The following is a 22,167-nucleotide window of genomic DNA, read 5'->3' on the forward strand; positions in this document are numbered from 1 at the left end:
AAATTATCCTGAAGAAAGTCAAACAGTAAAATATTCTTAGAAAGAAGTTTTGTTCAAATCAACTTATTGTTAACTTGGCAGTGTTGATGCTTTTGTCTAAGGTATAGAAATGGCTCTTAATTGATAAATAAATACATATATGTTAATAATCAATAGTTTTGAAGAATATAAATCGCATTTAGGCAAAGAGTTAGGCATTTCTAATTGGCATAAAATAGATCAGGAACAGATTAATAAATTCGCTGATGCAACGCTGGATCACCAATGGATCCATGTTGATAAAGAAAAAGCGGAAAGTGAAGGCCCATTTAAGGCTACAATAGCACATGGGTATTTAACCTTATCATTAATTCCATACTTATGGAAGCAGATTGCCGATGTTCGCAACATTAAAATGGAAATAAACTACGGTATAGAGTCTTTCAGGTTTGGCCAGGCTGTTTTAGTTGACAGTGAAGTACAACTAAAGGCTAAGCTTAATTCCATAGCAAACTTAAGAGGTGTTACCAAAGTTGTTATTGAAGCTACGCTTATCATTAAAGACCAACCAAAACCAGCTTATACGGGGAATGTGGTATTCCTGTATCATTTTATATAATTTTACTTTTCATCCATTCCGCTCTCTTCATTTCAAATTTAATTTCCTTCTCGCCATTCTTTCCGGTTTCTGTCCAGCCAGCTCTCCGATAAAATTCTGCTGCCCTTGTTTTAGGACTGGTTCCTAACCAAATATGATCTTTTTGGTTAGAAAAATACCAGTTCAACATTAGATCATGTAATTGTCTTCCGATGCCTTTCCCTTCAAAATCTGGCAATAAAAACAGGGCCCAGATGTTCTCTTCTGTTAAATCAGCTATAGAGAACCCAACTATCTTATTATCAATTTCACATACCCAACCCTTCCCTCTTATAGTTAAAAATGCTACATAATCATTATAAGTGATTAAATCAGGATTGGATAGTGTATTTTCAGTTACAGAATTTCGGACACTATGAATTTGTTCTATATCTTCAATTTTTGCTTCTCTAAAGTTCATAGGTTTTGTAATATTTTTCTTTTAAAAATACATTATTTCATGGCGCTTTTTTGAAATTCTCCCATCTTACTACCCAGGAACCATCTTTTGGCCATCCGGGTTGTTGAATATTTTTGTCGCCATCCCAACCGGCGGTCATCATAGCTACTGCATATAACAGGCCCCCGTTAGAAGGAATATAAGGATAAGGATTGCCGCCTCCTACAAAGCCATGACGATCAAACCCGAATTTTTTAGATGGATGTAAAAGCATATCCACCGCATCTTTTGGATGTCCAAGTCTGGCCGCACACATTGCTACCATAGGAAAATCCCAGCCCCAACCTGTATCATATTTCCATACAGACTGTACTTTTTGGTAAGTCTTTTCCATTACCTTCAGATCAACGCCATTACCGGGCAAAACGCCAAACACTCCTGTCATCGCCGGGTGTTCAAAGTTAAATTTTGTCCACATGCTGTCTATGCCTTCCCATTGTTCATACAGGCCGTCTTTTGTCGGTATTGGAGCCAATCCATTCAATACCCTTTCCCAGTCAGGCTTTGGCGTTACCTTTAACCGGTGTTTCCACTGCAGTGCTGTCTGCAGGCCAAATCGCCAATACGACATTTCGAAAGCAGGGTTTTGTGTAGTATATGAAGTATTGTTCTCCGGAACTGATTTTATAGGCGGGCCTAGTATATATTCATTCCTGGTTTTGTCTAAATAGGCATAGGAGGCCATAAAATCCGCTGTCCCTTGTATGATATTGTCCCATTTCTTTAGCGTTTGCAAAGTAGGATGTGCACGGTAATCCAATTCAGCAAAGAAAATGGGATGAGGTTGCTGCCAGATTAAAAAGGCATGTGTCTGGTCTGGCCATTCCCGCCCGTCAGGACCTGTACATTTGGGCCACCTGGCACCTTCATACCCTTGTAATTTAGCTCTTTTCAGCGATGCGGATAAGTTATCGGCATAAACATTCAAACTATTTTCCAGTAAAGACCAACGATCCCATAACGCGTAATGAGCCGAATGCCACCAGTACATTTCATAATGAAAACGACCATACCAACTGTTGTTAACCAGGCCCGTTTCCTGTGGCGGGTATTTCCCCGATGCATTTATTTTCATCAGGTATTGTGACAACACAATTCGTCGCTCTAACTCCATCCATCGGCTATCTTTACTCCTGGACAGATCAATGGCAGCACCACTTTTCCAAAACTCCGGCCATGCCGCAGCACTGTTTAAACAAAGCTGTTTGAAAGTCGGTATAGCGTAAGTAATGCTGTCAGGTGAAAAACAAAACACGTATTCAACAGAATTCGACCCTTTAGGACTGAATTTAAAATAATGTTCCTTTTCTTTTTCTACTTTCCCTACTCCTGTCCACTGCGCCTTTACCTGGTATGTCGTACTATCCAGTTGTCTGTTAAAACTAACCTGATTATGCCCCTCAGTATGTATCGTTGTTTGATGTGCATTCTGATTTCGATAATCCGATCCCGTACTAAAATATTCAAGACTCGCATATGGAAACTCTATGAAGATACCAAGTCGCCCGGCGGCGATAAGCGGCGACTCTATCCTAAACGCAACTATATCCTTTTGCGGGTCGCCCACAGTAATTACTTTAACCGGTATTCCCTCTATGGTAAAGTTGCTTTCGGCCATTGCTGTCCATAAGTCGAAATATTGAACTGGCTGCCTGATATCAGATTTATTGACCATATCCCCATTCTTTTTCTTTACCCAAAGACCGACACGCCCCAGGTTAAAACGATGGGGATTACTGGCCAGCCATTTGGTAAGTTCGGGTTGTTTCGGATTCGGTAAATCGTAAGCCACCATACGACCATGTGTGTCTTTCTCTGTTTTAATGAAATCAGCAGATGTAAGACCCTTTGGAGGTTCAGTATTGTGCCAGCTCCAATGCGACATGGTCGTGAACTTATCATTAAAGGTTTGCATCCCGGTGACATCAAAGCCATAGGCAAAATTCCCGTTACCCACCTGTGTTGGCCCTGCGGCTTCCAGATCAGTAAGCTTTATGTTATGCCTTTGAACCAATACCTTTCGGTTAATCGTGCCGGACTTTAATTCCTGAGCAAATACCTGCATATTTATCAATAAGGGAATTAACATCAGGATATTCCTGATTATAAGCGCATATTTCAATCTATTCATAGCCCGGATTTTGTGGTAGTGAACCTTGACTTTTATCAACTTCCGCACGTGGAATAGGCAACAGATAATTGGCATCTTTAAATACTCTATCGGTTATTTTGACAAATGTATAGGTTTTAACCGGACCGTTCTTTTGTATATTCATTCCCTGTAGAGCTTTACTTTCTGTAGAACTGGCAATTTTCCAGCGACGAACATCAAAAAAGCGGTGTTCTTCAAAGGCCAATTCTATACGTCTTTCATTCTGAATGCGTTTCTTCAATTTTTCACCGCTATCATTTACAGCTGGCATATTAATACTTGGGCGCGAACGGACCTTATTTAAATATTCACGGGCAGTGGCCTCATCACCCAGTTCAAATTTGGCTTCTGCATAATTTAGTAAAATTTCGGCATACCTGAAAAATATCCAGGGATTTGTAGGTTTGACTGTAGAGCCGGACGGCGGTATACTTTCTATTAGAAACTTCTTCAGATAATAGGAAGTAAGAGATGCATTGAAGCCTTGATTACCTTCGGGCGAGTCTTTTCCACCATGATAACTTTCTGTTTCCCTGCCGGCCCAAACAGATCCGTCATGTAAAATGGATGCATCAAAGCGTGGGTCTCTTCCTTCATACGGCCTATTTGGATCATAACCAGAAGCCGGATTTAATAACAAAGAACCGTCGGGCTGTTCGATATAGGGCAATTCTCCTGTAGCCTTCATTTCATAAGCATTAACGAGATTCTGGGTTGGATTGTGGGCACCCCAACCATCTGACCCATTGCGTCCTTGCTCCAAATTAAAATTGGTACTATTGGCCTGGGTAAAGTATCGGGCAAAGATTATTTCTTTATTGTTAGCCAGAAATGTACCCTGGTAATCAGCATTAAGGCTATAACCTGCATTCAGCAATGCTTCGCTCGCATCGGCCGCCGCCTTCCATTTACTCTGGTCATGTGTCGGGTTATTTAGCGCACTAGCACTATATAAAAGCACACGGCTCTTTAATGCTTTACAGGCATTGGCAGATGCACGCCCCTGCTGATCATTGGGCTGATCGGGTGGCAACAAACCCGCAGCATTGTCTAGTTCACTAACAATATACTTCACACAGTCATCATAACTTGCCCGGGAGACTTTAAAGTCGTCATTAAGTTCAAATACTTTGGTTATCAAAGGTACACCTCCGTAACGCCAGATAAGATTGGCGTACAAATTAGCGCGCAAGAACCTCATTTCACCTTTTACACCATTTTTAAAAGTATCATCGCCGGGTGCCCCATCAATCCTGGCAAAGAATACATTGATATTCCGGATATTGTTATAGGCAAAATTAAAGTAATTGACTTTGCCACCAATGCCACCGATGTTATCAGCAGTAACTGCTCCAGTTTGAACTGTTCGCAAATCTTCCCAATTATGGATATTATATGCTTCATCGGTAGTTGCTGAAAGTAAATCTTGCTGAAAACCATGTTTAAGCGTATTATAGGTGGCATTTACGTATAAGGTGATCAGTAACTGATCGTTCCATATGTCTGCTTCTGATAGTTTATCCAAAGGTTTTAACTCGAGTTTATTACAGGAGCTACCAGTAATTAATATCAATATTATATAGATTATCTTTTTCATTTCGTTAGGTTTATAATGTAACATTGATACCAAAGTTAATTACCCGTTGTGGAGGATAATACCAATAGTCGGTTGTTTCCGGATCAAATCCCAGATCCTTCATATGGTCATAGATGATAAACAGGTTGCTTCCGCTAACGGATACCCGTACATTTTTCACTTTAATTTTTGCCAACAGGTCTTTTGGAAGATTATATCCCAATTCGACATTTCTTACCTTTAAAAAACCAGCATTCAGCAGCCATTGAGTAGAGTTGTTGGTGTTATTATTAAAAAGCTCATACGACGCTCTGGGCATAGTCGCATTGGCATTTTGCGGTGTCCATCGGTCCTCTGCTCGCCATGAGAGAAAATTCCCCAGGGAATAACTCATAACAGGAAAATAGCCCCCGAAGTAGGATTTTGCATTTTCCTGGCCTTGCAACAATATAGAAAGGTCGAGGCCTTTGTAACGGAAATTTGCACTAAAACCAAAAGTAATCTCGGGAACATTGGTTTGATTCACACGAATCTGGTCCCTGGAATTCAATTCACCATCCTTATTAACATCTTCATATTTCAAATCTCCGGGCCTTGCACTCACAAAATGAGGATAGGCATCTACCTCTGCTTCGTCTTTAAATACGCCTATGGCGTTGTAGTAAAGCCCGGCGCCGATTGGGCGTCCCGTAGCCAGTTGGTATTGCTCAGCCGCTGGTTGCTCGTCACTAAAAACCACCTTATTTCTGGCAAAGGCTATATTTCCGGAAAAGTCATATTTAAATGCGTGATCATTATTCACATGGGTTAGCACCAATTCAAAGCCCTTATTGTCCACAATACCAATATTTTCATCGGGTAATACCAATCCTGTGTAGCCAGGAATAATGGCTGAACGTTTCGTCAGGATATCAGCCCTTCTGGTTTTAAAATATTCAAACGTAATACCTAATTTCCCATTCCAAAGGTTTGCGTCCAGGCCGATGTTTCCCGTTTTCGCAGTTTCCCATGTGATATTCGGGTTTGGAACACCCGTTTGAATTAGACCAGTAACGTCATTATTGCCGATAACAAAATTATTACCGTATCCATATGTTTGAAGATACTGGAAAGAGTTGACCAGATCGTTCCCTAAAACACCATAGGAAGCTCTGATTTTCAAATCATTAATAAATTCGTATTTTTTTAAGAAAGCTTCTTCAGATATCCTATATCCGATTGATGCACTTGGAAAATTACCCCATCTTTTAGCAGATGGAAAATTGGGCGAACCATCCCGACGCATCGTAAATTCAGCGAGGTATTTGCTGTCATAATCATAGGTAATCCTTCCAAAATAATTTTTGCGTGCTCCCTGCCCTGCTGATCCGTCATTGCCTTGTTTAGACTTATCACTGCTACCGGCAAAAATCTCTGGCAGGGCCGTTGACACGAAATCACTACGATAGGCAGCTACATAATTACTTTTAGTTGTTTGCTGTTCATAACCCAACAAGCCGGCAAAATTGTGCTTACCAAACTTACGGTCATAATTTAACCTTCCGGTTAAGTAAAACAATGAGCCCATGTCTGTACGATCCAGCAGGTCTGCGTTATCCACACCAAAACCTGATCTTGCCCGGGTATAACCGTCACCCGTTGAGTTCTTGTAATAAACATAAGTAGGTAGCTGCCATGTTTTTCTAAATTGCGTATTAGGATCATAGCTTCCACTTCCACTTAAAGATAGACCTTTAACCCAGGGCAATGTCCATTTAGCAAATAAAGTTGTTTGGACAGTGGTTGTTTTAACACGCTGATAGCCGTTATCATCGCTAACGAAATTGATGATATTATCATTGGCACGATTGGGCGTTATAAAATCTGTTCCGGGCCAATATGGCACCCAATTGGGCTGGTACAGAAAGATATGACTATTGAGCTCATTCATACTCCTGTAAGGGAAATGATTGTCATCAAAGCGCGCGGCCAAATTCATTCCAACTTTTAAATTATCGTTGACTTGTACATCTATATTTGACCGCAAATTATACTGCTTTACTTTAGTTGATCCAAACTTATACTGCCCATCCTGCATCACTTCACCAAATGAAAGAAAATATTGTGTACCATTACTACCTCCAGAAACAGAAAGATCAGTTCTGTGCTGAGGAGTCCATTTTTTCACAATGAAGTCATACCAGTTAAAATTTGCATAATCGGGATCTGTTCCGGCTTTAAATTTCCCCAGATCCTCTGCACTATACTTTGCAGGACGACCCTCCCCCTCTTCAATTTCATTGTAAACATTAAAAAAGGTATAAGAATCTGCCATTACAGGATTTCTTGTAGGCCCTGTGAAACCCTGATTAAATGATAAATTAACCGAAGGTGCAGCATTAGCACTTCCGCGCTTAGTAGTCACCAATATCACTCCGTTAGCTGCGCGCGCTCCGTAGATTGCCGCTGACGCATCTTTAAGTACCGAAATGCTTTCAATATCATTCGGGTTGATTTGCCCCAAACCACTCCGCTCCACACCATCTACAATAACCAGTGCAGATGAATTCCCCGTTGTACTTCGTCCGCGGATACTGATTGACGGATTATCGCGTCCTGGTTCACCCGAACGATTATTAACGATAACACCCGGTAAACGGCCAGCTAATGAATTTGCCACATTAATGGAAGGACTTTTAACAATCTCACTGCCCTTAACCGCTACTACGGAACCGGTAACAGTTACTTTTTTCTGCGTACCATAACCAACAACCACTATTTCATTCAGGTTTCCCGCAACCGCCTCCATGGAAATGTTAAGAATTGTATTAGATTTAAGCGCTACTTCTTTTGTTTGGTAGCCAACAATAGAGAAGATCAAGGTACCAGAGGTTTGAGGCACATTAATATTATATTCACCATCAGTATTTGTTGCTGTGGCTGCCCCAGTTTCTTTGTGACGTACCGTGACCCCCGGAATTGGCATCCCCTGCTCGTCCGTCACTTTCCCTTTGATCGTTATCAATTGGTAGGCAGAACGTATTAGCTTTCCGACAGAATGTGCTCCGGTCAATGTATTGGAAATAGCTACATTCCCATAGAAGAAAGCCATTCCAAGTAGCAGAACCTTCCGCCAATCAGTGATTTGTAGAAATCTTTTTTTCATCATCATTAGGTTTAATATTTGGTTAGCAATAGTTTGCAATTTGACAAGATGTATAAAAACACATAGGTTTGGTTATTACCTATGTTTTGAACACTGCTTTGAATACATCAAAAGTATTGACAGTTAAAATCTGCCGTATATCTTAAATTGACTTTTTTTTATACTTTTTGATAAATCATGTTTTAGAAATCCGAGACCTCGGAGCAAACTGTATCTTGTACAACAGAAATATCAAAAAGTACAAAATGTTGTCATTTGTTTACTATTTAGCTCTACTGGAAGGTTATAGCTTTGAGTTTGGAAACCTTATTGATTCACATACGGAGCATGATCATTTCACCTTGCGAGGACATACAATACGCGTTGATCTGGCAGCAGAATCTGCGGACAAGACAAACTAAATCTCTTTATTAAAAACTTTCTTATTGGACGTTACAGAACCTGATAATCAGATTGATGATTCGTTTTACGGAATGAATTCGGTGATACTCCATTCTTTTTTTTAAATAGCTTTGAAAAATAAAAGACATTTTCGAATCCTGTTTGATCTGCTATTTCATTTATATTCAAAGCTGTAGATGACAGGAGATCTTTTGCACGGTTTAGTCTTAGGTTAAGGTGATATTGATTTGGAGACTCGCCCGTGATTTTTTTGAATGCTTTTCTGAACGATGAATAACCCATAGGCAACTGATTTGCCAGATGTTCCATGTCCAGTTGATTTTCAAAGGATTCTTCTAGCAAGAATTTCGCTTTCGAAATCAGGCGGCCAACAGGGTCATTGTCAAACTCGATATGCTGAGAAATAGTATTTACCAAACCAAGAAGCTGCATGGTTATACCCGCAAGCTGCTGTGGGTATCCTGTTAACGATTCCTTTGCAGTATCTAGTAAGCGCCTAAAGAGGACAAGGATATCTCTATTAAGTTTAATGTTTACTAGAGGGTCATTAGCACTGAAAAAATCTGCCATAAGCTGTTGGGCATATGAACCATTGAAACCAACCCAGTATTCTTCCCAGCCTGATTTAATATCAGGTTTATAGCGGTGCCAGATCTTTGGAAAAAGAAAAAAGCAAGTACCTTCATTGATATCTTTGGGAGGTGTACTTTTGGAGCCATACATCCCTTTACCTCTGGAAATAAAGACAATATAAAAGTCATTCAAGATGCGTCCTTTATTCCAAGTCAGTTCATGGCTTTGAGGATGGGGTTGATTAGGATAATTTTCGTTGGGTTCAACTTTTGAGTAGCCAACCGACGTGATGTACATCCCCCACCTTTCTTCCCTTTCACTAATATTCAAATATTTAAAAAAGGTATTATGCGTTGTCATTGATTACTTGTTTAACTATAGTGTCGTAAACGCTCAAAAAAACTCCCATTCCCAATGATAAATATAACGTTGTTTTCCCTATTAACCATAGTGTGATAACTTTTCGATTTGGTTTCATATTCTGTAACCGTGCAATCCCTAATGGTTCCAGGCTTCCATTTTTAAGAACTTTTTTAGCTAACTCCAGTGCTTTTCCCCTTTACTCGTGCACAGTATAGGCATTGTTTTAATATTTTTACCAGGAAGCATCGTGATTTTTGATGATGTTGATGATCAGGACGCCGGTGTAGCATCTGGGGTTTTGCGGATTAGTCAGCAGATCGGTATTGCTGCCATCATATCTATATATGTGGCTAATGTGCAAGCTCAGGATTTTTCCTTCGGGCTAAATACTGCCATTATCCGCATGATTTTCAGTGAATTACAGAGCAAAAAAAAATGAGCAAACATCGTCGAAACGTGTTTACCCACTCGGGTGCCTAACTGGGCCTTTCTCGAATCATTTCCTATCTGATTTGCGTTTACTTGCTGATTTGGCTAAAGAAACAGCATAACATCGAATTTTTAAATAAATATCACCATACTCATGCTCTACAAAAGCCTTCAAAACCAATCAATATGAAAGTTTTTCACCTTGCCAACCAGTAGTGCGCAGAAATTGTTCCCAAGTAAGGCTATTCTGGTTTGCTTGGCGGCTCCAAAGCAAATCACGATCTTTCCTGAAATAACCATATTCAACTGCGTACTCTGCCATCCCCAAAACCTCACTCACTAAAAGCTCGTTTGATCTAAATTCCGGAAAATGATGAAGCATGTTCTCCCGTGTGAATGCGGAACTATACACAGCCTTCTTGCCTGTGACCAAGACAAAAGTATCTACCATTTCCTGGGGTGAAATAATATCGCCAATTACTGGCAAGGACTTACCGGAATATTGACCTGGATTCGAAAAAATTTCCAAAACAGCCGGCCCTGTGGCAGTAAGGGGATCAACAAACGGCGCACGAAGATCCTTTGGCAAATAAATCGGAAACACAAGTGTATCGCCCTCTATAACAGGAGGATAAAACTCCATAAGATTAGTGTAAAAAAAAGCCATGTAGATAAACGAGCTTGTGATTGGAAGCGTGCGAATATATTCTTCGATCATGGCCTTATCCGTAAAATGAGGAGCAAACTTTTTCCCCTCTGTAATTTTATTTACGTTCTCCAAACTGCTGAAGATAATGTGCTGAACTCCTGCTTCAACCGCCGCGTCCGCCAACTGTTTACCCAACTCCATCTCGTGAGTTTGGGGAGGGACAATACTTGGCGTCATCATGAAAATACCGTCCGAGCCTCGGAATGCTTCCACGAAATCTTTTTTATATCCCAGATTAAGCGGCAAACTCACAAGTTCAGCTCCTTGTTCAGCCAAACTAAGCGCCTCTGGTGAGTCAACGCGTCGAGTAATGCCGCGTACACGATAACGCCCGCTCTGTAATAGCGTACGAGCAGAACTGAGTCCCTGCTTGCCCAAAATCCCGACGATAGTGATGAGCGGCTTATCTTTTTGTTTCATTGCCTTATTTGTTTTTGAATTCGATACCATTCTTTCTTTATTATGTAAGTGAATTTTTAAACTATAAAAATTATAGTTGCAAAACTATTTTTAGTATATTACATTTGCAATAACTATCCAAACAGATAGGTTAAAAAGTTGCAGGATGAAGACAGAATGTATTGGTGATTACGTAAAACTAAAAGGGAAAGTCTATCCCTGTACGATAAGCCTCGCGATGGATTTGGTAGGTGGCAAATGGAAAGCGGTGATTCTGTATCATTTAAAAGATACTGAAAAACGTTATAGTGAGCTTCGGAAAGAAGTGCCAAATATTACCGAAATGACATTGAGTTTACAGTTGAAACAATTAGAAAACGATGGCTTAGTATTGAGGAAAGTATACGGCAAAAAGCCCCCTATTAAAGTTGTTTACAGTTTAACGGATTTTGGAAAAACATTTATACCGGTCTTAGAAACAATTACTAAGTGGGGGAATCAGATAATATCAGAAAAGGGGGAATTTGTCAACAACTCCTTCTAAAAATATAGTATAGTAACCATTACTAGGGCAACAAATTCGGCTTAACGAATGTCCAATAACGCTTATAGGAGACGGACTCATGATCGAATTTCAAGCGTTCAAAAATGAAGATCAGATCAAACTTCCCATCCTGCTATACGATCGTCAAAACAAAGTCTTATCCGATCACCACTTTAACAACTTTTCTCGTACATGAAGTATTTTTCTTATCCAGTTCTGGGAGAAGTTACTAGCTGCACAATCGTTTTATATTTATCTGTTCCTTCATAATTGGGCAAACCATTAATATGTCCTGCTTCCGAGAATTCGAGTTCTGGATCAATGGGATCGATTACAACTTGCTGTTTGATACAGGCGCTCCGATGTGCCTAACTCCAAAAATTTTAACGGCAGTAAATGCAGATAAAGTTCAGAATGATCAGGTAAAAGATGTAAATGGCAACAATACATCTAGCCCGACAGTCATCATTAAGGATATTCACTTAGGTAACCTTAACTTCAGGGTATACCAGCGATTGTCGGAGTTCCCAACTTTTTTAAATGCTGGAATGCTGACGGTATTATAGGAAGCGGCTTACTTAGGAATTCGATCATCCAAAGAAACAGCCAGAAAAAAACTATAGTCATAACCGATCTGACTGAAAAACTTCAACTAAGCGACAAGACGGAAATGAGTCTCTTTTTAGACTCTAGAAATATACATGATCTATTACGCGCTGTCGCGTGCAGTAGAAGAACTGGACGCACAAATTGATGCTGCCGCCGATGACCAAAGAGGGTCATCTTTGTCTGTCAAATGATCATCACTTAACGGCCTAATCTAATAATCGATTATCCAACGTTAACCGGTTGCGCATTCAATACCATCTCCTGGCCCCAGGTTGCCATATGTATTAATAATGGCCTGACGCTTTTCCCCAGCTCAGTTAAAGAATACTCTACGCGCGGCGGGATTTCTTTGAATTGTTGACGGTTGATTAATCCGTCCGCTTCCAGTTCCTTCAATTGTTCGCTTAACACTTTTCGGGAAATGGGCGGAATCCGTACGGCTATTTCACCAAAGCGCCTGGTATGGTCTGAAAGATGAAAAAGAATGATTGGTTTCCATCTTCCACCGATCAAAGTTATCGTAGCCGTAACCGGGCAAGGGGGATTTTGAACTTTATTTTCCATTAGTCACTTTTAGGTTACCACTATTTTCCATTGTTACCAAAAGGTAACAGTTACTTTTTGAAATTATCATTAGTAACTTTACGTAACAAAAGTAAATATTAAATTTAAAGTAGACAAATTATGATTTTAGTAACAGGTGCAACAGGGCATTTAGGAAATGCAGCAATCCAATCACTTTTAGAAAAAGGTGTTCCGGCTAATGAAATTACGGCTTTGGTGAGAGACGAAAACAAAGCAGTTCATTTAAAGGATCAGGGTATTCAGATCAAAATCGGGAATTATAATGATTATGATTCTCTTAAAAAGGCACTTCAAGGTGTAGATAAGCTCTTTCTGATCTCTTCCAATGATGTGACGGCAGATACGCTTTTGCAACATAAGAACGTGATCAACGCCGCTAAAGAGAATGGTATTCAGCACATCGTTTATATCAGTCAGGAAATTAATGATGATGAGACTACAGCCATTCCATTCGTAATTCAGGTTCATAGAGCAACAGCTGAATATATCAAAGAAACCGGAATTGCTTATACCATCTTTAACGACTCGCTTTACGCTGATTCGATAGGAAAGTTTTCCGGGGAAGCATTTTTGGAAAACGGTATTTTCTTTCCAGCCGGTAATGGCAAGGTTCCCTTTGTTCCCAGGACGGATATTGGAGAAGCCGCAGCCGTGGTGCTTACCACTCCCGGACATGAGTATAAGACCTACGCGATAACCGGCAGCAACGCTTATTCGTTTGAAGATATAGCAGGCTTGCTGACAGACATTACCGGTAAAAAGGTAACCTATTTGAAGCCTGATCTTGATACTTACAACGATGCGCTTATCAATGCCGGCGTTCCCAAAGAGGTTGTTGGATTCTTAGGCGCGTTCTCCACAGCAATAAGAAATGGTGAATTCGATACCAACCGCAGTGATCTTGAAAATTTATTGGGAAGAAAACCAATGGAATTAAGGGAATTCCTGAAAGTCACTTATGGTGAATAAGTCTTAAGATTTTATGAAACGTTACCAGATATGTGAATAAAGCAAAGGTTGTTATCAAACGTATGATACAACCTTTGCTTTGTCATTTAATCTTAGAAGCTCAGAGGTTGAATTGGAGCGGAATTGTTGGGGGGAATAGAGAACTGCTACGAATAAAGCTCAATCAGAAGGAGTTCAATATGGAATATTCTGCTTATATCATAAAGTTACATTTTAAGCGGCATTTTGTCAAAGAAATCTCAAACTGCTATTTGTGATCGTCCATCAAGTACGGCGTCACCACTAATTGTTAAGATTACAAAAAAATTAGAAAGGGCAACAATAGAAATATGAGAATACCAGTAGTAGCATGCAAACGAAGTGATGCCAATTCAAATTCCTTGTAAAAATAAAAAGGAAAGTAGGATGCTATCAAAAAACCAGTCCCGTTGGCGATCATATACTGTAACGTAGGGATATGGGTAACTCGGGGTCGGGAAAAAAGCCGCCTGTTATATTGAAAAGAACTAATAGAAATAGTAATAAGCAATACCAGCCTCTATGTTTATCCTTTGGCCGGTAACATTAGCGTGCCATTTGCCAGATGAACATAACAAATTCTAAAACCATAAATGTAACTAAATGTAGGTGTGCTCCAACATCCGCATTGGCTCAATATATTTGATTTATCATTGACCCGGCCAATACAATGGATATCTTCATAGGTGTTATGGTTTTTATATATTCAATGGTTTGAAGACATCCTCAGCAAAGAGAATCGCCCCCTCTAGTAGTAAAAGGTGAAATATTACGATTTCAACCCAACCTTTACTTAAATATCTAAGCCCCGAATAAGTAAAAGCTAAGCGTGATTAAAGTAAGCCAGTATCCGAAACCATCAGCTTACCTTTGTTGCAGTAATACACCCTAATTATTTCAATACTTTATAAAAACATGCCGCCTGATATTTCAATACGTTGTGCATTAATCCATCTCGCATCTTCGGTACATAAAAAGGCAACCACACCGCCAATATCATCGGGTAAACCAACTCTGCCTAGTGCTGTTACCGATGCGACACCTGCATTAACTTGTTCGTTATCACGAACAATACCAGCCCCAAAATCAGTTTCAATTGCTCCAGGAGCAATAATATTTGACCTAATTCCTCTTTCACCTAGTTCTTTAGCTTGATATCTTGTTAAAACTTCCATAGCGCCTTTCATAGCTGCATAAGCAGAATGTCCAGGAGTAGCAAAACGAGCCAGGCCTGAAGAGACGTTGATGATCCCGCTCCCGTCATTTAATAAGGGTAAGGCTTTTTGTGTTAAAAAGAATGCTCCTTTTAAATGAATATTAACCAGGGTGTCAAATTGTTCTTCGCTGGTTTCTGCGAAAGGAGCGTAAATACCTATGCCCGCATTGTTAATTAAGAAATCAAACTTATCTGCTTTAAAAGCCGATTGAAGCACTGAAGCAATTTCTATAAAAAAAGCATCAAAGCTTTTTGCATCTGCAACGTTTAACTGTAAAGCTACGGCATTGACACCTAGCTTTTTGATCTCTTCAACAGTGTTTTCTGCTTCCTCTTTCTTCGATTGATAAGTTAAGATAATATCAATTCCTTTAGCTGCAATTTTTAGTGCTGCATTTTTCCCTAAACCGCGGCTACCTCCGGTTACAAGGGCAATTTTATTTTGTTTATTCATTTTTTTGTTTAATTATATGTTAAGCTTGAAAATATTCAATAAGTGGTTAACGATTAGAGATATCTCTATAACGTTGCACCTCCGTTAACCAGTAAATGCTGGCCATTGACAAATGAGGAAAGGTTACTTGCAAAGAATTCAGCAATATTGGCTACATCCTCAACTTCTGCAAGTCGTCCCATTGGGCAACTTTCCAGCAATGATCTGCGAAGTTCTGGATAGCTATCTGCGTCAACAAAAATACCGGAGTGGTCAACGGCATATGGGATGATAGAGTTAACCGTAACACCTCTGTGGCCGATCTCTTTTGACAGTACATCAACCATATAGCGAGGTGTGGTTTTACTTCCTCCATAAACAGCCATACCTGGTATCGGAAAAGCAGTAGTGCTGGAAGCAATGTAAATGATACGACCATTATCTTCCACTGTTTTGGCAGCCATCTGCATGGTAAAGTATGAACCTTTGGTGTTGATAGCGAACAATTTATCAAACTGCTCTTCAGTAAATTCGGTTACTGGTGTTTCTACCATCTCAACGCCAGCATTGGCGACAACAATGTCTATTTTTCCGAATGCTTTTTTTGCTTCATCGAATAAACGCTTTATTTCAGCTACTTTGCTGACGTCTGCCTGGATGGCAATAACATTTGCACCCATAGCCTGAATGTTTGAAACCACCTGATCGGCTGAACTTTTATCCCTGGAATAATTGATGACAATGTTTGCACCCAGGGCAGCATATCTTTCAGCAATAGCCTTACCCAAACCTCTGGCTGAGCCGGTAATTAACGCAGTTTTGTTTTCTAAAATTTCCATTTTCTGTATCTTTAATTTGTACAGAACAAAATTAGCGGGCAACGTCCTTCTGATTGTTGCGTATTTTACAGTTTACGTTGTAAATATTAAGTAAATTTCTCTTGCTGATGGTTTTCCCTATACTGAGAGGGAGAAAATCCGGTGTGTTTTTTGAAATGATTACTGAAATGTGCAGTTTCTGAAAAGCCTAACTTATATGTTATTTCTTTTATGGGCACATGAGAGTTTTGAAGCAAGGCTTTCGCGACCGATGTTGTTTTATCTGCAATCCAGGATGCTATCGGTCTACCTGTTTTACTCTTGATCACATTACTGAGGTAGCTTGAATTTAACTGTTGAGCACTTGCGTAATCCTGGACACGATACACAAGTTCTACCTTACCGGCACTTAATTCACGATAGTGCTTTTCAAGCAGTTGCTTAAAAGATTTCACGATCTGTGATTTTCTGTTCCCTTCATAAAAAGGATTATATTCCTCCCAAAAATATTCTTTTATATAAAATAATAATATAGAAATGAGATTGCCAATGATTTTGTATTTATGTTTGCCATCGGAATTGTATTCCCGATAGATCAGTAAATAAATCTCCTCCACTTTTTTATAAAAAGATGTGCTGGCCTTTTTCGGGCTCAAAGTTTCAGTTAATAGAAACGGGAAATTGTCAAATACATTTTCATTTACATATTTCCTGAGGAATTCTTCGTCAAACGTGATGAGATAAACCTCTTCTATTTTTTTCCATCCAAATGTGCGGTAGTTTGAAGGGTTAGTGAAGTAAATGGAATACGGATCCACCTGAAAAGTCTGCTCATCAATTGTATAGGCCCCTATACCATTTTTCACGAATAGAAATGAAAAGTAATTTGGCCTGAAGGGTTCCGATTGGTAAGGAAGATCAAAGCCAACATCTACAAGATTAAGAATTGTAAAAACATCCGGATTTGGCAGGAGGTTTCCACTCACATTTAATTGGAGATATAAGTCATAAAGTGAGCCTACCTCTTTATTGTTTCTTTCCATATTTAATTTATCGCCAGCAAATCAAATTTACAAAATATGAGCAAGCTTACCGAGTACACCAGTGAATAAAAGAACTAGGTCACACTTATTGCCTCTTATCGCTTTCTTATTCGATAAAGAAACAGCATCCACCTGCCTTTAAGAGGCTTCCGAAAGGCATAGTTGCTGACGGCAATCAGCATCATAAAAAGCAAAAAACCATCTCCAAATTTCTTTGTAAGACGGTTTTATAGTGGCCCCAAGTGGGTGCTTCTCGAACCATTTCCTATCTGATTTATGTTTAATAGCCGATTTAGCAAAAAAAATTGTATAGACCTTACTACGAGTGATCTTGCATATAGTGTCTAAAGGAAACTTAAGAGTGGATAATTTAAAAGCATTCAACTTATCAAATACTCATCATCAAAACGAAAAAATTGATTTGATTAATGGAATGAGTTTATGATAATCTATAATTAAAACACAATGCAGGAGGACTTATAAGACCATTTAAATCCAATTATCTCGTAAGCCAGGTTCTTATTAAAAAATGAGGGAATAATGAAATTAATATTACCCCATTTGAATTTGATAGGCTGTGTCCTTTGTAAGCATGGCAGTGGTTTACCTGATTTTAGGATGTGATTCTTCACTGATGTACTTCATTCTTTGAATAGCAGCTTCAAATACGTAAAAATCTTCCCACTGTGCTCCGCTTCGTGATAGTTAGCGGCTTGTAGTGCCTGAACATGATTTTTCACTTGAAATCCTATGGGTAACTCAAAGGGGTCATAGTTGACAAATAATCTGGATTCCAGATCTGATTCAAGGTGATTAACTGTATCAATCAATAAATGTTTCACCTCATTAACATCTGGAGTAATTTTCCAAGAACCTGGAGACGATCCAATTTTGAAGGACTCCATGAATTCTTTAGATATATACATTGGTAATCCGCTACGCATATACATATGTCTCTGTTGAGAAGTAATACAATGACCAATTTGCCAAATTATATTATTGTTGAAACCCTCTGGAATTTTAAATAATATTTCGTAATTACTCGTTTCCATTAATTGCAATAGCCTAGTTCTGCTAGCTCTTAAAATTTCACATTCGAAACGTTCATTAATCATTTAAGTTGATCTAAGTTCTTGATAACGAAAGAAGCCGTAATATTCTCTAAATTAAGCTTTTCGCATTAAAGTTCAAACTTTACCTCCTTTTGGGAATCTACGTGCAAAAATTATATTGACTGATTGTTTATAATACGCTTCACAAAGCCAAGCAAGGCTGTTAAAGGCATACCGTTCTATAGTCCTACCAATGAAGCCCCAGGCGTTTCGTCCTCCATCAAAAACGGTCGTTCTGTGACATGTACTTTTGTATTCGTTCTAATAATAAAATTTCAACTAGAATCTCTTTTGTAGCGTTACTCTCTTATGGACCCCGGTAAATTAAATATAGAACTAATGATTAGGTCATACAGAATACGCAGCAACATATTCAAAGCAAAGTCATAGAATCTGCAAAAGAAAAACTAAGCACAACCACATTATCTGTTAGCGAAATTGCTTACGAACTCGGCTTTGAGCATCCGCAATCTTTCAGCAAACTATTCAAAACCAAAACCCAGCAAACGCCTTTAGAGTTTCGGGCAAGTTTTAATTGAAAAAATAAATATTCCTCAATTTGGCTACATAATTTCTCATTTTCGCTACAAATGCTAAATGGCTCCTGATGATCTTTGTTCGACAAAAAAATAATAAGTATTATGCAAGCAGAACAAAAGAAAATAGCCTTAGTGACAGGTGCCAATACAGGAATTGGATTTCAAATTGCAAAAGCCTTGGTAGAAAACCATTACACGGTTTTTGTAGGTGCAAGAAATATCGAAAAAGGAGAAAAGGCGGCAGCCAAATTGGGTAAAAATGCCATAGCTATCCAACTGGATATAACTGATTCGGCGCAGATTCAATCTGGGGTAAAGAAGATTCAAGAAACGTACGGCTATCTTTCCCTTTTGGTGAACAATGCTGCGATTTCTAATATTGGGAAAGAAGGTCAAACCATGGAACAGGTACTGGGATCACAAATGCCAAGCATTGTACCCATTGACGAATTGCGTATGGTTTGGGATACCAATGTTTTCAGCACATTGGCGGTAACACAAGCGTTTTTGCCTTTACTGAAAAATTCCGGTTCAGCCCGTATTGTTACCGTTTCGAGTGCTTTGGGTTCATTGACTATCAATGCAAATCCTGCAAACCCATACCGCTCCGGATTTGATGCAGTTTATGGTGCTTCCAAGACCGCTCTGAACGGAATTTTTCTTTCTTTGGCCATTGAACTAGAAAAAACGAATATCAAAGTGCACCTGGTGAGTCCTGGTTTTACGGCAACGGCACTCAATAATTTTCAGGGAACAGATACGGTGGAGTATGGCTCACTAGAACCTATTCGTGTGGCATTGGCAGAGGATCTGCCTACTGGTAGTTTTACAGGGCCAGCTGACTTTGCAGGACCCGACCATATCATCGCGTGGTGATCTTGTTAAGTATAAAAACTTACGGCAAACCAATTGTCGTAGTTTTTTTTTGTAATTTTAAACAATGAAATGGTTGTTATAATTCCTCAGCAATAAGGAGATATATGTTAATAGGTTCTATTCGAAAATAGTATCAGCCTACAAGATAATAACTAATGAAAAACAAGAAAGAAAATCTCGTTCGGTTTCGGTCTATTTCAGAAAGCCATCAAGCGTTTGGATTGCCAAAACCACAACATCCGTTGATCAGTTTGGTACATTTTAATGAGAAAAATCCATTTAATACGGATATGGTTGCCATCTACGATGTTTTGGATTTTTATAAGATTACCTTTATCACCCATAATAGCGGTCAGCTGAAATACGGACAAGATTACTACGATTTCAATGAAGGAAGCATGCTTTTCATCGCACCCAATCAGCTAGTTGGAACAACGGAATACAATAGAGAGACCTACGCATATCTGCTGTTAATTCATCCCGATTTTTTTCAGGGCTATCCATTGGCGCAAAAAATTAAGGAGTATAGTTATTTCTCTTACGCAGTAAATGAAGCCTTACATTTGTCGGATGAAGAACGGCAAACGATGGTTGCTATGTTCGATATTATTGAAAAGGAATTGGGTAATCGAATCGATGAGTTTAGTCAGGAAGTCATTGTGGCACAGTTGGAATTGTTATTGAGTTATGTAAACCGATTCTATAAGCGTCAGTTTATCACCAGAAAAATGGTCAACGAAGATATCCTTCAAAAAACGGAATCCATTTTGGACGAATATTTCAATCAACTAAAAACATTTGATTTGGGCGTGCCTACTGTTATGTATATCTCAGACCAACTAAACATTTCTGCCGGATATTTAAGTGATTTGTTGCGTTCATTAATCGGTCAGAATGCCAAACAATATATTCATTACAAACTGATAGAAAAAGCAAAGGAAAAACTTTCCACCACAGATTTGTCCGTAAGTGAAATTGCCTACGAACTCGGTTTTGAACATTCACAGTCTTTCAGTAAATTATTTAAACAAAAAACCGATCAATCGCCTATGGCTTTCAGGGCTTTGTTTAATTAGATAAATGAATGGTCCAGCCATTTTTGAAGCAAAGACGAGCGTGCGGTAGCTTATAGCAACTTCTCTTGCCTCATACGCTTACACTTAATGCCAAAAAAATATTTTAATAATATTCAAAAATATCCCAAGATCCTACAAAAATTGAAAATGAGTTGCTAAATATAGATAATAACTCAATTGAGTCCAGTATCAGGCCCATTGCCCTTCAACGAAAAATTAGATTTGATTAATGGAATGAGTTTATGGTAATCCATAATTAAAACAACAATGCTGCAGGACTTATAAGGCGAATTAAATTCAATTATCTCTCAAGTAATGCTTTTATTAAAAAATGAGGGAATAATGATAATTTTTGGCCCTCTGGAGATACGTGTATTTAGTATGCTTTGCTCCATATTGGAATAGCCATCAATGTTACAGGTTTAGAGTTTGTCTAGCCACAAAGTGATGTTAAAATTCAAGGCCTGGATTAACCAAGAACCAGGCCTTGAATTTTAGATAAATGCTTTAACGATTACATACTCATAGTGCTAAACCGCTTAATTATCACCAACTCTTCAAGATTCTAAATGAGCTTTCATAAAATATTTTGAGATTTAGATAGCTGCAATATGAGTTTTAGCCCACTCTACAATTCCAGTTGTCGGGATGTTGTTACGCTGGTTAAACGTCTCGTTCATAGGCCAAGTTACGCCAGGATGTGTAAATACTAACCGATAACGGTTGAATATATCATCGGGTTCATCATTCAGTTTTTGTTCAAGGTAAGTGCGATCCCATAATGCACGCTCAAATTTTTCCTCAAACAAGCCCTCCATTTTATCTGCGATTTCTTGAAAGGTTACCGAATCACCAGAAACAAATACGACTTGGTCCAGTATTTCTGGTTGATGGAATAAGACCTCAACTGTAACAGCACCGATATCCTCACACGAGGTTAAGGTTAAAGAATGTTGCCAGTCACCGAGCGCATGTATGACCTTTTCAGATAAGTTAATAACACCGAAGTCTTCACGAAACAAGAAACTTGTGATCATGCCTGTAGACACAATAATCCAATGTGTTTTATTTTGTGCGCGAAGCAGATCCCGAACATCAAGCTGTTCATCAAAAACCGGCTGTGCACTGCCGCGGCCGATCTTATCGTAATCAGCGCCAAATTGCCAAGGCACATATCTTCTTACTCCAGCCTCCAAGACAGCTTTTGTAATCTTTACCTGCATACCAACCCCGATTGAAAACCCACTGCAACATATTACCGTATCATATTTTCTTAAAATGCCTGCCAGGTTTTCAATGCTTTCCGACACCAAATCCACCGCTTCGATGGCAAGACCCGCATATATTGAATGTGGCGCGCTTTTATTGCTGGCACTCGAAGGTTGAACTAATGCTCCAACAGTGAACTGTTGTGTACTTGTTGCCATATATTTATAAAGACTGTCTAACATGGCGATTCCTACCTCGCCAGTACCGATAACTAAAAATGATTTTTTCATAGCCAT

At 39.1% G+C, this 22,167-nt stretch carries 19 protein-coding genes and 1 pseudogene; 8 read left to right on the top strand and 12 right to left on the bottom strand.

Translation table 11 applies throughout. From position 1 onward, the window contains the following. Positions 1-139: 139 nt before the first annotated feature. Entirely contained in the window at positions 140-598 is a 459-nt protein-coding gene (locus tag AC6CH7_RS06585) for a MaoC family dehydratase (RefSeq protein ID WP_172659750.1), read from the top strand. Here the strand turns inward: AC6CH7_RS06585 and AC6CH7_RS06590 are convergent. From AC6CH7_RS06590 to AC6CH7_RS06610, 5 genes are all read right to left on the bottom strand, one after another. Then, positions 591-1,037 (bottom strand): GNAT family N-acetyltransferase, encoded by a 447-nt coding sequence (locus tag AC6CH7_RS06590; protein WP_498261927.1) that lies wholly within the window; start codon positions 1,035-1,037, stop codon positions 591-593. The two genes, AC6CH7_RS06585 and AC6CH7_RS06590, sit on opposite strands and share 8 nt — an antisense overlap. Before the next feature lie 37 nt (positions 1,038-1,074). Beyond that, positions 1,075-3,207, bottom strand: coding sequence for a hypothetical protein (locus tag AC6CH7_RS06595; RefSeq protein WP_498261928.1), 2,133 nt, complete (start codon positions 3,205-3,207; stop codon positions 1,075-1,077). Continuing rightward, the gene (locus AC6CH7_RS06600) at positions 3,200-4,825 is read right to left on the bottom strand and encodes a RagB/SusD family nutrient uptake outer membrane protein (protein WP_498261929.1); all 1,626 of its coding nucleotides are present in this window, start codon (positions 4,823-4,825) and stop codon (positions 3,200-3,202) included. The genes AC6CH7_RS06595 and AC6CH7_RS06600 overlap by 8 nt, the downstream gene beginning before the upstream one ends. Before the next feature lie 10 nt (positions 4,826-4,835). Beyond that, a complete protein-coding gene (locus tag AC6CH7_RS06605) occupies positions 4,836-7,949 on the bottom strand; it encodes a SusC/RagA family TonB-linked outer membrane protein (protein WP_498261930.1) in 3,114 nt (1,037 codons plus the stop codon). Positions 7,950-8,381: 432 nt separating this feature from the next. After that, a complete protein-coding gene (locus AC6CH7_RS06610) occupies positions 8,382-9,284 on the bottom strand; it encodes a helix-turn-helix domain-containing protein (RefSeq protein WP_498261931.1) in 903 nt (300 codons plus the stop codon). Between the two features lie 205 nt (positions 9,285-9,489). On the opposite strand from AC6CH7_RS06610, the gene AC6CH7_RS06615 reads away from it, so the two are divergent. Continuing rightward, positions 9,490-9,726, top strand: a complete 237-nt coding sequence (locus tag AC6CH7_RS06615; protein ID WP_498261932.1) for a hypothetical protein — start codon at positions 9,490-9,492, stop codon at positions 9,724-9,726. Between the two features lie 171 nt (positions 9,727-9,897). Here the strand turns inward: AC6CH7_RS06615 and AC6CH7_RS06620 are convergent, their stop codons facing one another. Next, entirely contained in the window at positions 9,898-10,845 is a 948-nt protein-coding gene (locus tag AC6CH7_RS06620) for an NmrA/HSCARG family protein (RefSeq protein WP_498261933.1), read from the bottom strand. Between the two features lie 145 nt (positions 10,846-10,990). On the opposite strand from AC6CH7_RS06620, the gene AC6CH7_RS06625 reads away from it, so the two are divergent. Continuing rightward, the gene (locus tag AC6CH7_RS06625; RefSeq protein ID WP_498261934.1) at positions 10,991-11,368 is read left to right on the top strand and encodes a winged helix-turn-helix transcriptional regulator; all 378 of its coding nucleotides are present in this window, start codon (positions 10,991-10,993) and stop codon (positions 11,366-11,368) included. Between the two features lie 287 nt (positions 11,369-11,655). Next, positions 11,656-11,934, top strand: coding sequence for an aspartyl protease family protein (locus AC6CH7_RS06630; RefSeq protein WP_498261935.1), 279 nt, complete (start codon positions 11,656-11,658; stop codon positions 11,932-11,934). Positions 11,935-12,199: 265 nt separating this feature from the next. Here AC6CH7_RS06630 and AC6CH7_RS06635 read toward each other — a convergent pair whose 3' ends face one another. Then, positions 12,200-12,541: a winged helix-turn-helix transcriptional regulator gene (locus AC6CH7_RS06635; RefSeq protein WP_498261936.1), complete on the bottom strand. Its 342-nt coding sequence runs from the start codon at positions 12,539-12,541 to the stop codon at positions 12,200-12,202. Positions 12,542-12,661: 120 nt separating this feature from the next. Between AC6CH7_RS06635 and AC6CH7_RS06640 the strand changes: the two genes are divergently transcribed. Further along, entirely contained in the window at positions 12,662-13,531 is an 870-nt protein-coding gene (locus AC6CH7_RS06640) for an SDR family oxidoreductase (RefSeq protein WP_498261937.1), read from the top strand. A gap of 923 nt (positions 13,532-14,454) precedes the next feature. Here AC6CH7_RS06640 and AC6CH7_RS06645 read toward each other — a convergent pair. The 4 genes from AC6CH7_RS06645 to AC6CH7_RS06660 all read right to left on the bottom strand — a co-directional run bounded on the left by AC6CH7_RS06645 (position 14,455) and on the right by AC6CH7_RS06660 (position 18,174). After that, positions 14,455-15,219 (bottom strand): SDR family NAD(P)-dependent oxidoreductase, encoded by a 765-nt coding sequence (locus AC6CH7_RS06645; protein WP_498261938.1) that lies wholly within the window; start codon positions 15,217-15,219, stop codon positions 14,455-14,457. 65 nt (positions 15,220-15,284) lie between these two features. Next, positions 15,285-16,037, bottom strand: coding sequence for an SDR family oxidoreductase (locus AC6CH7_RS06650; protein ID WP_498261939.1), 753 nt, complete (start codon positions 16,035-16,037; stop codon positions 15,285-15,287). Positions 16,038-16,123: 86 nt separating this feature from the next. After that, positions 16,124-17,059, bottom strand: a complete 936-nt coding sequence (locus AC6CH7_RS06655) for a helix-turn-helix domain-containing protein (protein WP_498261940.1) — start codon at positions 17,057-17,059, stop codon at positions 16,124-16,126. 641 nt (positions 17,060-17,700) lie between these two features. After that, positions 17,701-18,174, bottom strand: a complete 474-nt coding sequence (locus AC6CH7_RS06660) for a DinB family protein (RefSeq protein ID WP_498261941.1) — start codon at positions 18,172-18,174, stop codon at positions 17,701-17,703. A 350-nt stretch (positions 18,175-18,524) separates the two neighbouring features. Between AC6CH7_RS06660 and AC6CH7_RS06665 the strand changes: the two are divergent. The 3 genes and pseudogenes from AC6CH7_RS06665 to AC6CH7_RS06675 form a co-directional block, all read left to right on the top strand. Further along, positions 18,525-18,710: pseudogene (locus AC6CH7_RS06665) on the top strand (helix-turn-helix domain-containing protein); the annotation flags it as partial. Between the two features lie 102 nt (positions 18,711-18,812). Beyond that, positions 18,813-19,586 (top strand): SDR family NAD(P)-dependent oxidoreductase, encoded by a 774-nt coding sequence (locus AC6CH7_RS06670; RefSeq protein WP_498261942.1) that lies wholly within the window; start codon positions 18,813-18,815, stop codon positions 19,584-19,586. Positions 19,587-19,741: 155 nt separating this feature from the next. After that, complete coding sequence (locus AC6CH7_RS06675) at positions 19,742-20,662, top strand: helix-turn-helix domain-containing protein (protein ID WP_498261943.1); 921 nt, start codon at positions 19,742-19,744, stop codon at positions 20,660-20,662. Positions 20,663-21,258: 596 nt separating this feature from the next. Here AC6CH7_RS06675 and AC6CH7_RS06680 read toward each other — a convergent pair. Then, on the bottom strand, positions 21,259-22,161 hold the full coding sequence (locus AC6CH7_RS06680; protein WP_498261944.1) for an aromatic alcohol reductase: 903 nt from the start codon (positions 22,159-22,161) through the stop codon (positions 21,259-21,261). Positions 22,162-22,167: the final 6 nt, after the last annotated feature.

This window comes from Pedobacter sp. GQ55, assembly GCF_059758925.1.

Excerpts from the sequence above, each read along its gene's own strand:
- AC6CH7_RS06620 (WP_498261933.1), bottom strand. The coding sequence starts at position 10,845 with ATGAAACAAAAAGATAAGCCGCTCATCACTATCGTCGGGATTTTGGGC.
- AC6CH7_RS06595 (WP_498261928.1), bottom strand. The coding sequence starts at position 3,207 with ATGAATAGATTGAAATATGCGCTTATAATCAGGAATATCCTGATGTTA.
- AC6CH7_RS06650 (WP_498261939.1), bottom strand. The coding sequence starts at position 16,037 with ATGGAAATTTTAGAAAACAAAACTGCGTTAATTACCGGCTCAGCCAGA.
- AC6CH7_RS06585 (WP_172659750.1), top strand. The coding sequence starts at position 140 with ATGTTAATAATCAATAGTTTTGAAGAATATAAATCGCATTTAGGCAAA.
- AC6CH7_RS06610 (WP_498261931.1), bottom strand. The coding sequence starts at position 9,284 with ATGACAACGCATAATACCTTTTTTAAATATTTGAATATTAGTGAAAGG.
- AC6CH7_RS06600 (WP_498261929.1), bottom strand. The coding sequence starts at position 4,825 with ATGAAAAAGATAATCTATATAATATTGATATTAATTACTGGTAGCTCC.
- AC6CH7_RS06675 (WP_498261943.1), top strand. The coding sequence starts at position 19,742 with ATGAAAAACAAGAAAGAAAATCTCGTTCGGTTTCGGTCTATTTCAGAA.
- AC6CH7_RS06635 (WP_498261936.1), bottom strand. The coding sequence starts at position 12,541 with ATGGAAAATAAAGTTCAAAATCCCCCTTGCCCGGTTACGGCTACGATA.
- AC6CH7_RS06680 (WP_498261944.1), bottom strand. The coding sequence starts at position 22,161 with ATGAAAAAATCATTTTTAGTTATCGGTACTGGCGAGGTAGGAATCGCC.
- AC6CH7_RS06605 (WP_498261930.1), bottom strand. The coding sequence starts at position 7,949 with ATGAAAAAAAGATTTCTACAAATCACTGATTGGCGGAAGGTTCTGCTA.
- AC6CH7_RS06630 (WP_498261935.1), top strand. The coding sequence starts at position 11,656 with ATGTCCTGCTTCCGAGAATTCGAGTTCTGGATCAATGGGATCGATTAC.
- AC6CH7_RS06660 (WP_498261941.1), bottom strand. The coding sequence starts at position 18,174 with ATGATTAATGAACGTTTCGAATGTGAAATTTTAAGAGCTAGCAGAACT.
- AC6CH7_RS06655 (WP_498261940.1), bottom strand. The coding sequence starts at position 17,059 with ATGGAAAGAAACAATAAAGAGGTAGGCTCACTTTATGACTTATATCTC.
- AC6CH7_RS06625 (WP_498261934.1), top strand. The coding sequence starts at position 10,991 with ATGAAGACAGAATGTATTGGTGATTACGTAAAACTAAAAGGGAAAGTC.
- AC6CH7_RS06640 (WP_498261937.1), top strand. The coding sequence starts at position 12,662 with ATGATTTTAGTAACAGGTGCAACAGGGCATTTAGGAAATGCAGCAATC.
- AC6CH7_RS06670 (WP_498261942.1), top strand. The coding sequence starts at position 18,813 with ATGCAAGCAGAACAAAAGAAAATAGCCTTAGTGACAGGTGCCAATACA.
- AC6CH7_RS06590 (WP_498261927.1), bottom strand. The coding sequence starts at position 1,037 with ATGAACTTTAGAGAAGCAAAAATTGAAGATATAGAACAAATTCATAGT.
- AC6CH7_RS06645 (WP_498261938.1), bottom strand. The coding sequence starts at position 15,219 with ATGAATAAACAAAATAAAATTGCCCTTGTAACCGGAGGTAGCCGCGGT.